Here is a 12,023-nt window from a genome sequence, read left to right on the forward strand (position 1 = left end):
GCACCGCCCCGGCTGCGGCACCTTGCTGCGGCGAACGGCCCGGCACCGGGCGGCACTTCGGCACCCGCACCGGCGCGCCCCCGGCACCCGGCCGGGCGGCTCGGGACGCGCGCGGGACCACTGGGGTCTTCTATCCGAATCAGGGCGGATCAGGGAGCGGGGTCCGGTGCCTGGGGCCCCGGCCGGAGGCTGGGGGTGCACCGCACGGCGGAGGAGGGGGCCATGGCGGAACCCCGGCGACCGACGACAACGCCACGAGACGCGGTGCCGGGACACGCGAGCCCGGCATGACCCACAGGAGAGGCCCTAGGCGTCCGCCTGCGCCGACGCCAGGAGTTCCTCCGCGTGGGCCCGTGCGGAGGACGAGTCGGACTGGCCCGCGAGCATCCGGGACAGCTCCCGCACCCGGTCCTCGCCTTCGAGGGCGGTCACGCCCGAGCTGGTCACGGAGCCGTCGTGGGTCTTCTCCACGAGCAGTTGCCGGTCGGCGAACGCGGCGACCTGCGGCAGGTGTGTGACGACCACGACCTGCGCCGACCTGGCGAGCTTCGCGAGCCGCCTGCCGACCTCGACCGCGGCCTTGCCGCCGACGCCCGCGTCGACCTCGTCGAACAGGTACGTCGGCACCGGGTCGGAGCCCGCGAACACGACCTCCACCGCGAGCATCACCCGGGACAGCTCGCCGCCGGAGGCGCCGCGGGCGATGGGGCGGGGCTGCGCGCCGGGGTGCGGGGCGAGCAGCAGCTCGACCTCGTCGGCGCCGTGCGGCCCGTACGCCACGGTGCGGCCGCCGACCTCGATGCCGTCCTCCGCGGCCACCTGGCTGATCGCGAAGGACACCCGCGCGTGCGGCATGGCGAGCGACGCCAGCTCCTCGGTGACTGCCGCGGCGAACCGCTCGGCCGCCTCCGTGCGCGCGTCGGTGAGCGCCTGGGCGAGCCCGGCCAGCTCACCGCGCAACGCGTCGCGCTCCGCGGTCAGTTCGCCGATGCGGTCGTCGTCGCCCTCCAGCTCGGTCAGCCGCGCGGCGCTCGCCTCGGCCCAGGCGAGGACGGCCGCGATGTCCTCGCCGTACTTGCGGGTGAGCGCGGTGAGCGCCGCGCGCCGCTCCTCCACGGCCGCGAGGCGCAGCGGGTCGGCGTCCAGGTTGTCGGCGTAGCCGGCGAGTTCGCCCGCCACGTCGGTGAGGAGGATGGAGATCTCGCCCATCCGCTCGGCGAGCCCGCCGAGCACCGGGTCGTGGGCGCGCACCGCGTCGAGCGCGCGCCCGGCGGCGGCGACGAGCGTCGTGGCGTCGACGGCCTCCGGGTCCTCCGGCACACCCGCGAGCGCCGCGTGCGCGACGGAGGCGGCGGAGGCGAGGGCCTCCGCGTTGCCGAGGCGCTCGGCCTCGGCCGCGAGTTCGGCGTCCTCGCCCGCCACGGGCTCCACCGCGGCGATCTCACCGAGCCCGAACCGCAGCAGGTCGGCCTCCTGCGCCCGCTCGCGGGCCCGGGTCGTCAGCTCGTCGAGTTCGGCGGAGACGTCCCGCAGCCGCCGGTACGCGGCGAGGTACTTCTCGTGCGGCACGGACACCGCGTCGCCCGCGTACCGGTCGAGCGCGCCGCGCTGCCTGGCCGGGCGCAGCAGGCCCTGCTGGTCGGTCTGGCCGTGCACGGCGACGAGGTCGTCGGCGAGTTCGCCGAGCACCCCGACCGGCACGGACCTGCCGCCGAGGTGGGCGCGGGAGCGGCCCTCGGCCGAGACGGTCCTGCTGATCAGCAGCGCGCCCTCGTCGAGTTCCGCGCCCGCCTCCTCGGCGCGTGCCGCGGCCGGGTCGCCGGGGGCGAGCCGCAGCCTGCCCTCGACGACGGCGGCCTTGGCCCCGATCCGTACGAGCCCGGGATCGGCACGCCCGCCGAGCAGCAGCGCGAGGCTGGTGACGACCATGGTCTTGCCCGCGCCGGTCTCACCGGTCACCGCCGTGAAGCCGGGCGACAGCTCGACCACGGCGTCGTCGATGACACCGAGCGACCGTATCCGCATTTCCTCCAACACGGTCATGACCATACGAGGTGCACGCCCGCGCACGCCACGTCGAGGGGTCCCGCGTCAGCGCGGCGCGCCGCGCCACCCGGAGACCGGCAGTGCGAATTTCGCGACGAGCCGGTCCGTGAAGGAGGCGTGGTGCAGCCGCGCGAGCCGTACGGGCACGGCGCCGCGCCGCACCTCGACCCGGGCGCCCGCGGGCAGTTCGACGGTCCTGCGGCCGTCGCACCACAGCACGCCGTGCGGCCCGTCCGCCTGCACCTCGACCGCGAGGACCGTGGTGGGCGAGGTGACGAGCGGCTTGGCGAACAGCGCGTGCGCACTGATCGGCACCATCAGCAGGGCCTCCACGTCCGGCCACACCACGGGCCCGCCCGCGGAGAAGGCGTAGGCGGTGGAGCCCGTGGGGGTGGCGCAGACGATGCCGTCGCAGCCGAAACCGGTGACCGGCCGGCCGTCGATCTCCAGCACGACCTCCAGCATCCGCTCGGGGGAGACCTTCTGGACGGCGGCCTCGTTGAGGGCCCAGTCGGTGTGCACTATGTCGCCGTCCGCGTGCACGACCACGTCGATGGTCATGCGTTCCTCGACGTCGTACGAGCGGCTGACGACCCGGTCGACGACGCGGGCGAGGTCGTCGCGCTCCGCCTCGGCGAGGAAGCCGACCCTGCCGAGGTTGACGCCGAGCATCGGCACGCCGGAGGCGCGGGCGAAGGCGGCGCCGCGCAGCAGGGTCCCGTCACCGCCGAGCACGATCAGCAGCTCGCACCCGTCGAGGACCTCTGGCGTGGCGTCCTCGACGGTCCGCACGGCCTCCGGCAGGCCCGGCAGGTCGGCCGCCTCGGCCTCCAGCACGCGCACGCCGATGCCGCCCGCGACCAGCGCCTTGACGACGAGTTCCGCGCTGCGCACGGCGGCCGCCCTGCCGGTGTGCGCGAGCAGGAACACCGTACGGCCGGGCTCCGTCGCCGCGGCCTTCGTCCCTGACGTCACCTGGGTCCCTCCGAAACCGCTCGGTCCACCGCTGCCGGGTCGAGCGCAGGCGCGTCCGCCCGTAGCCACAGGAAGTACTCGACATTGCCCGAGGGCCCCGGCAGGGGGCTCGCCGTGACGCCCCTGACGCCGAGTCCCAGCTCCGCCGCGCGCCGCGCCACCCCGGTCACGGCCTCGGCGCGCAGCTGCGGGCTGCGTACGACACCGCCGCTGCCGAGGCGCTCCTTGCCGACCTCGAACTGCGGCTTGACCATCAGCACCAGGTCGGCGCCGGGCGCCGAGCAGGCCACCAGGGCGGGCAGCACCAGGCCGAGCGGGATGAAGGAGAGGTCGCCGACGACGAGGTCGACGGGGATTCCGCCGAGCGCGTCGAGCGTCAGTTCGCGGACGTTGGTGCGGTCCTTGACGGTGACCCGCTCGTCGTTCCTGAGCGTCCACACGAGCTGCCCGTAGCCGACGTCGACGGCGACCACGTGCGCGGCGCCCGAGCGCAGCAGCACGTCGGTGAAGCCCCCGGTGGACGCCCCGGCGTCGAGCGCGCGCCGGCCCTCGACGGCGAGCCCGAGCGGGCGGAACGCGTCGAGCGCGCCGGCCAGCTTGTGGCCGCCGCGCGAGGCGTAGCCGGGGTCGGAGGCGTCCTCGGTGACGACGACCGCGGCGCTCGTCTCGACCTGGGTCGCGGCCTTCGTCGCGGTCATGCCGCCCACGGTGACGCGGCCCGCGGCGATCAGCTGGGACGCGTGCTCCCGCGAGCGCGCCAGTTCGCGGCGCACCAGCTCGGCGTCGAGGCGTCGGCGTGCCAGTCCTGCCACGTGGGTCTCAGCTCCTGTGCTCGTGCGGGGGTGGTACGGGTCGGGCGTCCAGCGCGCTGAGCGCCTCACGCAGTCCCTGGTGAACATCCTCGTACACCGAGGTATGCCCGTCGGTGGGCAGGTGGTCGGCGTCGGCGAGGCGGGCGAGGCGGGCGTCGACCCGCGCGTCGCCCGTCGGGGTCCGCTCGACGCCGAGCGGCGCGGGGCCCGCGGGCTCGGCGGGCCGCGGCCCCGCCGCGTCCGTGCCGTGCTCCCCCTCCACGGGCTCGTGCGCGGCCGTGTCCTGCCTGCCGGCGGCGGCCGGCGCCTCGGGCCCGCCGGGGTGCTCGCGGCCGTCCTGCGGCCCCTGGTGCTCCGCCTCTTCGCGGGCGGGGGTCGTGTCGCTCATGGCGGAACGCTACCGCGCCGGACCTCCGGTACGGTCGTCCCCCATGGCCACCCCCCAGCAGTGCAGGGACGCACTCGACCGGCTCGCACGGAGCCTCGCGGGCGCGGACGGCGCCGTGCGCGCGGCGGCCCGGCTCGACCGCTCGCTCAGCTGCCACGTCACGGACCTCGGCCTCACGTTCACCGGACGGCTGCGCGGCGGCACGATCGAGGTGGACGAGGCCGTCGTGCAGGGGCCGCCCGCCGAGCGGGCGCAGATCAGGCTCGCGATGACGGGCGACGACCTGGTGGCGCTGGTGGACGGGCGGCTCGACTTCGTCCGGGCGTGGGGCTCGGGCCGGGTCCGGTTCGAGGCGGGCCTGCGGGACCTGCTGCGGCTGCGGTCACTGCTGTAGCGACGCCTCGGCGCGCTCCTGGCCCGCCCCGGTGGCACGGGCGCGGCGCCCGGCGGGCACGACGAGGGGCGTCCCGGTCTCCGGGTCCTCGATGACCTGGCAGCGCAGCCCGAACACCTTCTCCACGAGCGGCGCCGTGACGACGTCGGCGGGCGCGCCCTCCGCCACGACGCGCCCCTCGCGCATCGCGATCAGGTGGGTGGCGTAGCGGGCGGCGTGGTTGAGGTCGTGGAGCACGGCGACGAGCGTGCGGCCCTGCGTCTCGTGGAGCTCCGCGCACAGGTCGAGCACATCGATCTGGTGCTGGATGTCGAGGAAGGTGGTGGGCTCGTCGAGCAGCAGCAGCGGCGTCTGCTGGGCGAGCGCCATGGCGATCCACACGCGCTGGCGCTGGCCGCCCGACAGCTCGTCCACGTACCGCTCGGCGAGCTCCGCGATCCGGGTCGCGGCCATCGACTCGTGCACGATCCTCTCGTCGTCGGGCGACCACTGCCGCAGCAGGCCCTGGTGGGGGTAGCGGCCGCGCGCGACCAGGTCGGCGACGGTGATGCCGTCGGGTGCCGTCGAGGACTGCGGCAGCAGCCCGAGCGTCCTCGCGACCTTCTTGGCCGGCATGGTGTGGATCGCGGCCCCGTCGAGCAGGACCCGGCCCTGGGCGGGCTTGAGCATCCGGGACAGGGCGCGCAGCAGGGTCGACTTGCCGCAGGCGTTGGGGCCGACGACGACCGTGAAGGAGTGGTCGGGTATCTCCAGGGACAGGTCGCGGGAGATGACCCTGCGGTCGTAGCCGAGGGTCAGGGACTCCGCGGTGAGGCGCTGCATCGTCGTACTCCTGGAGGGCTCGGGGTGTGCCGTCGGTGGGTGCGGTGCGCCGGACGGCGCGCGGGGTGTCATATCCGGCCCGCCCTGCGCTCGGTGACCAGCAGCCAGAGCAGGTAGACGCCGCCGACCACGGCCGTGACCACGCCCGCGGGCAGCTGCCTGTCGCCGAAGGCGCGCGTGGCCAGCAGGTCGGCCACGCACAGCAGCAGCGCCCCCATGGCCGCGGACGCCGCCAGGTTGGGCCCGGGGGCCCGGGTGAGCCTGCGGGCGAGCTGCGGGGCGCTGAGGGAGACGAAGGTGATGGGCCCGGCGGCGGCCGTCGCCGCCCCGACGAGCAGGACCGCGCACGCCATCAGCAGGATGCGGGTGCGCTGGACGGGCACGCCGAGCGCGTACGCCGCGTCGTCGCCCATCTCCATCATCCGCAGCCGCCGCCCGCCGGAGAGGGTCAGCGGTACGAGAACGGCGCACAGGACGAGCAGCGGCCACACCTGGCTCCAGGCCGCGCCGTCGAGGGTGCCGGTCATCCACAGCACGGCGCGGGTCGCGTCGACGAGGTCGGCCTTGGTGATCAGGTACTGGGTGACGGCGGTGAGCATCGCGGCGGCGCCGACGCCGACGAGCACGAGCCGGTAGCCGTGCACGCCGCGCTTCCAGGCGAGCAGGTAGATCGCGGCGCCGGTCACGAGCCCGCCGACGACGGCGCCGAGCGCGGTCTGCGCGGCGCCGCCGTGGAGGAGGATGATGGCGCTCAGCGCGCCGACGGAGGCACCCTGGCCGAAGCCGATGACGTCGGGGCTGCCCAGCGGGTTGCGGGTGACGGACTGGAAGACCGCGCCGCCGATGCCGAGGCAGGCACCGACGAGCAGCCCGACGAGGGCGCGCGGCAGCCTGAGGTCCCGCACGATGAACTCCTGCGCGGGGCTGCCGCCGCCGGTCAGGGTGGTGAGCACCGTGCCGGGCGACATCGGGTAGTCGCCGCTGCCGATGACGACGACGCCCGCGAGCAGCGCGGCGGCGAGCAGCAGCAGGAGCACCAGGGCCGTCCTGCTCTCGACCCGTACGGACAGCAGCCCGCCGGGGGTGCGCACGGCCCTGACCGCGCGCCCCCGGCGCGGCGGCCGACCGCCCGACAGGGTGTCAGGGGCGGCCGGGGGGGAGGGAACGCGGGCGGTCACAGCTTCGCCATCCTCTTGCGCCGTACGAGGTGGATGAAGACGGGCCCGCCGATCAGCGCGGTCACGATGCCCACCTGGATCTCGGAGGGCCGCGCCACGACCCGGCCCACCACGTCGGACCCGATCAGCAGCACGGGCGCGAGGACGGCCGCGTACGGCAGGATCCACCGCATGTCGGGTCCGGTGATGCCCCGCACCAGGTGCGGCACCATCAGGCCGACGAAGACGATGGGGCCGCAGGCCGCGGTCGCCGCCCCGCACAGCAACGTCACCGCGGCCATCGCGAGGACACGGGTGCGGGTGAGGTGCGCGCCGAGAGCGCGCGCGGTGTCGTCGCCCATCTCCATCGCGTTCAGCGGCCGCGCGATGAGCAGCGAGATCAGCACTCCGGCCGCGATGAACGGCCACATCTTCCGGATGGTCGACATGTCGGCGGAGGCGAGCGAGCCGACCGTCCAGAACCTGAGCTGGTCGAGCGCCGCCGTGTTGAGCAGCTGCACCGCGTTGACGTACCCGTACAGCGCGGCGCTGGCCGCGGTGCCCGCGAGGGCGAGCCGCACGGGCGTGGAGCTGCGGCTGCCGCCCAGCACGTACACGGCGGCGGAGACCACGGCGGAGCCGAGGAACGCGAACCACACGTATCCGGTGAAGGAGCTGACGCCGAGGAAGCTGATGGCCGACACGACGGAGGCCGAGGCGCCGGCGTTGACCCCGAGCAGGCCGGGCTCCGCGAGCGGGTTGCGGGTGAGCGCCTGCATCACCGCGCCCGCGAGCCCGAGCGCGGCGCCCGCGAGCAGCCCGATCACCGTGCGCGGCACCCGCACCTGGCTGACGATCACGTCGTTGCGGGTGCCGGTGGACGAGAACAGCCCGTGCCACACGTCGCCGACCGGCATGGACTTGGCGCCGACGGCGACACTCAGCACGCACACCGCGGCGAGCAGCGCCAGGGCCACGACGAGGCCCGCGCCCCGCACGGTCCTGCGGCCTCGGAGCGGCGGCGCGGCGACCGCCTGCGCGCCGCTCTGTTCTGGAGGGCTTTCGACCAACACAAAGGTTAGGCTAGCCTACCCTCCTCGCAGGATCGATGGTGAGTACCTCACGATCCGTCCCCGCGCCCTGCCGCAGCGCGGCCCCGCTCCCCCTCGCGGGACCTCCTTCACTCCGCCAGGCGGGCCAGCGCCTTGTCCGCGTCCAGGTCGCAGCGTCCGTCGCCCGCGCGGGTCCAGGCCGCCGCGCACAGCGCGCGCAGCGCGTCCATGCGGTCCCGGTCCGCGCCGTCCGGCCCGCCCGGGGCGCGCGCACCGTCCTCGCCGCGCTCCCCCGCGGCGTCGAGGCGGAGCGCGCCGCCGTCCGCCGACGCCGTCCACCGGCCGCAGCAGAACGCCCCGCCGCCCGCGTCCGCCACCTCGGGCTGCCCGGTCAGCAGCCCGCGCAGGTCCGCGTCGACGTAGGTCGGCCGGTGCCGGGGCCCGGCCGCGAGGAGCTGCCGCGCACGGGTCACCCCGGTCAGGACGAGCAGCGAGTCGACGCCCCCGTTGAACGCGCCCTCGATGTCGGTGTCGAGCCGGTCCCCCACCACCAGGGGGCGGCGCGCGCCGGTGCGCAGGATCGTCTCCCGGTGCATCGGCGGCAGCGGCTTGCCCGCGACCCGGGGCTCCGCGCCCGTCGCGATCCGCACGACCTCCACGGCCGCGCCGTTGCCCGGCACGATCCCCCGCGGGCTCGGGATGGTCAGGTCCGTGTTGGACGCGAACCACGGCACGCCCGCGTTGACCGCGGCGCACGCCTCCCAGAACCGCCGCCACGCCATGTCGGGCCCGCCGTAGCCCTGCGCGACGGCCGCGGGCCCGTCGTCCGCGGAGTCGACCGGCACGAGGCCGCGCTCGCGCAGCGCGAGCCGCAGCCCCTCGCCGCCGACGACCAGCACCCTGGACCCCTCGGGCACCTCGTCCGCGATCAGCCGGGCCACCGCCTGGGCCGAGGTGATCACGTCCTCGGCCGACGCGGGCACCCCCAGCTCGGTGAGGTGCTCCGCCACGTCGCGCGGGGGCCTGAGCGCGTTGTTGGTGACGTACGCGAGCCCCATGCCCGCCTCGCGCGCCGCCGCCAGCGCCTCCACGGCGTGCTCCACCGCCTCGCCGCCCGTGTACACCACCCCGTCCAGGTCGAGCAGCGCCGTGTCGTACACCGCGCTCAGCGCGGCGCCGCTGCCGCTCGGCCTGGTCCTGCTCGGCTGACTCATCGCCCGTACTCCTCGCTCCGGCTGTCACCCGATCATCGCTCATGCCGGCTGCGCACATACGATGCACGGATGAACAGCACAGGCCAGGCAGGCGGGGGGCTCCGGCTGGCCGCGTTCCAGGGCGTGCGGTACGTGCCGGAGCGGGTGACCGGCCTGTCCGCGGTGATGTCGCCGCCGTACGACGTGGTGGTACGCCCCGACGGCCTGCACCATCTGGAGTCCGCGGACCCGCACAACATCGTGCGGCTGATCCTCCCGCAGGGCCCCACCCCCGAAAGCCGCCACCGGCAGGCGGAGCGGACCCTGGAGCGCTGGCTCGCCGAGGGCGTGCTGGCCGCCGACCCCGAGCCCGCTCTCTACGTGTACGAGCAGCGCGGCGACGGCCTCCTCCAGCGCGGGGTGATCGGGGCGCTGGCGCTCTCCGAGCCCGCTGACGGCGTCGTGCTGCCGCACGAGGACGTGATGCAGGACGTCGTGGAGGACCGCGCCGACCTGATGCGCACCACGGCGACCAACCTGGAGCCGCTGCTCCTCACCTACCAGGGCGGTGAAGCGGACCCCACGGCGCGCGTGATCGACCGGGTCGTGGGGCGCGCCCCACTCCTCGCCACGACGACGGAGGACGGCTTCGCGCACCGCCTGTGGGCGGTGACAGGACCGGCAGAGCAGGCGGAGATCGCCGGCGGGCTCGCCCGCCACCAGGCGCTGATCGCGGACGGGCACCACCGCTGGGCGACCTATCTGCGGCTGCGCGCGGAGCACGGCGGCACGGGCCCCTGGGCCTACGGCCTCGTCCTGCTGGTCGACACCGCGCGCCACCCGCTGCGCGTGCGCGCCATCCACCGTCTGCTGCACGGCCTGCCGGTGGCGCAGGCCGTGTCGACGCTCGACGGCGTCTGCCGGGTACGGCGCCTCTCCGCCGGCCTGCCTGAGGCCCTGGACGCGCTCGCCGCAGCGGCCTCCGAGGGCAACGCGTACCTGCTCGCGGGCGACGGCGGCTTCCACCTCGTGGACCGCCCGGATCCTGCGCTGCTGGCCCGCAGGGTCCGCGCGGACCGCCCGGCGGCCTGGCGCTCTCTGGACGCGACGGTCCTGCACAGCGCCCTGCTCGACGAGGTCCTGCGCGTCCCGGACGCGCCGGAGCACATCGCGTACATCCACGACGCGGACGCCGCGGTCGGCAAGGCGGAGCACGACGGCAGCACGGCGGTGCTGCTGCATCCGGTGCGCGAGGAGGTCGTCCGGGACCTCGCACGCCAGGGCGTCACCATGCCGCGCAAGTCGACTTCGTTCGGCCCGAAGCCCGCGACTGGCCTGGTGCTGCGCACCCTGGGCACCGCCTGACCGCCCGTCGCCCGGCTTCCCCTGACATGCCGAGGGGCCCGCGCCCTGGTGCAGGTGCGGGCCCCTCGGTCAGGGCGACGGTCAGTCGTCGTCGGCGCCGGCCTCCCGCGGGGTCGCCCGCGGCGCCTCGCCGTCCGCCCCGGCCTCGGCCGTCTCGGGCCGGACCGTCTGGGTGTGAGCCGTCTCGGGCTCGGTCCCGGTGGCGGCGCGGGGCTCGTCCTCCGCGTCGGCGGAAGCGGTGTCGGTGTCCCCGGCGGGCTCGGCGTCCTCCACGGCGTCGGTGTCCCCGGCGGGCTCGGCGTCCTCCACGGCGTCGGTGTCCCCGGCGGGCTCGGCGTCCTCCACGGCGTCGGTGTCCCCGGCGAGATCGCTGTCGGCGGTGTCGGCGGTATCGGCGTCGGTGCCGGAGGCCTCCCCCGCTGCCTCGACGGAGCCGTCCTCCTCGCCCAGGGCGTCCACGAACTCGATGCCGTCGAGTTCGGCGAGCCGGTCGGAGGCGTCGGTGGTGCCGTCCTTGTCGGCCTCGATGGCACGGGCGAACCACTCGCGGGCCTCGCCCTCACGACCTGCGGCGAGGAGCGCGTCCGCGTAGGCGTAGCGCAGCCGCGCGGTCCACGGGTGGACGGCATGCGAGGCGAGTTCCGGGCTCTGGAGCGTCACGATCGCCGCGTCGAGCTGCCCCATGTCGCGGCGCGCGCCCGCGGCCACGAGCCGCATCTCGACCTGTCCTGCCTTGTCCAGCTTCTGCACCTCGGGCTCGCCCGCCATGGCGAGCGCACGCTCGGGCCTGCCGAGTCCGCGCTCGCAGTCGGCCATCACGGGCCACAGGTCGACATTGCCGGTCATCCGCCGTGCGGCCCGGAACTCGGCCAGCGCCTCGGAGTACTTCTGCGTGGCGTACGCGGCGAACCCGGCGGCCTCCCGCACGGCGGCGACGCGGGACGCGAGCCGCAGCGCGATCCGCGAGTAGGCGTACGCCTGCTCGGGCTCCTCGTCGATCAGCCGCGCCACCATCACCAGGTTGCGGGCGACGTCGTCGGCGAGGGTCTTGGGCAGGCTCATCAGCTCCTGCCTGACGCCCTTGTCGATCTCCTCACCGGTGACCTCCGGGGGGATCGGCAGGCGCTTCACCGGCTCGCGGTCGCCCCTGTCGCGGTCGCGGTCCCGGTCGTCGCGGCCCCCGTAGCCGCCGCGCCGGTCGTCACGCCGATCGTCCCTGCGGAAGCCGCCACGGTCGTCGCGCCCGCCGCGGTAACCGCCGCGGTCCCCGCTGTCCCGGTCGTCACGCCGGCCGTAGCCGCCGCCTCCGGGACGCCCGCCCCGGTCACGGTCGTCGCGGCGCCCGTAGCCACCGCCGCCGGGGCGCCCCCCACGGTCGTCCTCACGGCGCGGCCCACGCGGCCGGTCGTCACGACGGTCGTCCCTGCGGTCGTCGTACCGCCCGGCCGGCCGGTCGTCCCTGCGGTACGGGGGGCGGTCGTCACGACGCGGCCCGTTCCTGTCGTCGCGCCGGAACCCGCCGCGCTCGCCGCCACGGTCGTCACGACGGGCGCCGGACGGTCGTCACGACGGGGCGCCGGACGGTCGTCACGGCGGAAGGCGGGACGGTCCCCGCCCCGCTCGTCACGGCGGGGTGCGGGACGGTCATCACGGCGGAACCCACCGCGGTCGTCACGCCGGTCACCACCGCGGTCGTCACGCCGGAAGCCACCACGCTCGCCGCCACGGTGGTCATCACGACGGTCATCGCGCCGGTCGTCACGGCGGTCGTCCCTGCGGTACGGGGGGCGGTCGTCACGACGCGGCCCGTTCCTGTCGT

The 12,023-nt window shown here is 75.7% G+C and carries 10 protein-coding genes and 2 pseudogenes; 2 read left to right on the forward strand and 10 right to left on the reverse strand.

Going from position 1 to position 12,023, the window contains the following annotated elements; genetic code table 11:
* Nucleotides 1–306: 306 nt before the first annotated feature.
* From recN to ABEA77_RS30605, 4 genes are read right to left on the reverse strand one after another with little or no spacing between them, the layout of a single operon-like run.
* Nucleotides 307–2,043 carry a DNA repair protein RecN gene (recN, locus tag ABEA77_RS30590; protein WP_345654800.1) on the reverse strand — a complete coding sequence of 579 codons (1,737 nt, stop codon included), beginning with the start codon at nt 2,041–2,043 and terminating at the stop codon, nt 307–309.
* A gap of 48 nt (nt 2,044–2,091) precedes the next feature.
* Nucleotides 2,092–3,021 (reverse strand): NAD kinase, encoded by a 930-nt coding sequence (locus ABEA77_RS30595; protein WP_345654802.1) that lies wholly within the window; start codon nt 3,019–3,021, stop codon nt 2,092–2,094.
* A complete protein-coding gene (locus ABEA77_RS30600; protein ID WP_345654804.1) occupies nt 3,018–3,833 on the reverse strand; it encodes a TlyA family RNA methyltransferase in 816 nt (271 codons plus the stop codon). Before ABEA77_RS30600 ends, ABEA77_RS30595 begins: the two co-directional genes overlap by 4 nt.
* A gap of 7 nt (nt 3,834–3,840) precedes the next feature.
* Nucleotides 3,841–4,221, reverse strand: coding sequence for a hypothetical protein (locus ABEA77_RS30605; protein WP_425588423.1), 381 nt, complete (start codon nt 4,219–4,221; stop codon nt 3,841–3,843).
* 43 nt (nt 4,222–4,264) lie between these two features.
* Here ABEA77_RS30605 and ABEA77_RS30610 point away from each other — a divergent pair, with 43 nt between their 5' ends.
* Nucleotides 4,265–4,615, forward strand: coding sequence for a sterol-binding protein (locus ABEA77_RS30610; protein ID WP_345654806.1), 351 nt, complete (start codon nt 4,265–4,267; stop codon nt 4,613–4,615).
* Here the strand turns inward: ABEA77_RS30610 and ABEA77_RS30615 are convergent.
* From ABEA77_RS30615 to ABEA77_RS30630, 4 genes are all read right to left on the reverse strand, one after another.
* Entirely contained in the window at nt 4,604–5,437 is an 834-nt protein-coding gene (locus ABEA77_RS30615; protein ID WP_345654808.1) for an ABC transporter ATP-binding protein, read from the reverse strand. The two genes, ABEA77_RS30610 and ABEA77_RS30615, sit on opposite strands and share 12 nt — an antisense overlap.
* A gap of 68 nt (nt 5,438–5,505) precedes the next feature.
* Nucleotides 5,506–6,573 (reverse strand): FecCD family ABC transporter permease, encoded by a 1,068-nt coding sequence (locus tag ABEA77_RS30620; protein ID WP_345654831.1) that lies wholly within the window; start codon nt 6,571–6,573, stop codon nt 5,506–5,508.
* A gap of 38 nt (nt 6,574–6,611) precedes the next feature.
* The gene (locus tag ABEA77_RS30625; RefSeq protein ID WP_345654811.1) at nt 6,612–7,667 is read right to left on the reverse strand and encodes a FecCD family ABC transporter permease; all 1,056 of its coding nucleotides are present in this window, start codon (nt 7,665–7,667) and stop codon (nt 6,612–6,614) included.
* Nucleotides 7,668–7,774: 107 nt separating this feature from the next.
* Complete coding sequence (locus tag ABEA77_RS30630; protein ID WP_345654813.1) at nt 7,775–8,860, reverse strand: HAD-IIA family hydrolase; 1,086 nt, start codon at nt 8,858–8,860, stop codon at nt 7,775–7,777.
* Nucleotides 8,861–8,929: 69 nt separating this feature from the next.
* On the opposite strand from ABEA77_RS30630, the gene ABEA77_RS30635 reads away from it, so the two are divergent.
* Complete coding sequence (locus ABEA77_RS30635) at nt 8,930–10,204, forward strand: DUF1015 family protein (protein WP_345654815.1); 1,275 nt, start codon at nt 8,930–8,932, stop codon at nt 10,202–10,204.
* A 380-nt stretch (nt 10,205–10,584) separates the two neighbouring features.
* Here the strand turns inward: ABEA77_RS30635 and ABEA77_RS30640 are convergent.
* Nucleotides 10,585–11,266, reverse strand: a pseudogene (locus ABEA77_RS30640) (tetratricopeptide repeat protein); the annotation flags it as partial.
* A gap of 478 nt (nt 11,267–11,744) precedes the next feature.
* Nucleotides 11,745–12,023: pseudogene (locus ABEA77_RS30645) on the reverse strand (hypothetical protein); the annotation flags it as partial.

Origin of the sequence: Streptomyces tremellae (genome assembly GCF_039540215.1) — a bacterium.
Classification (GTDB): Bacteria; Actinomycetota; Actinomycetes; order Streptomycetales; family Streptomycetaceae; genus Streptomyces; species Streptomyces tremellae.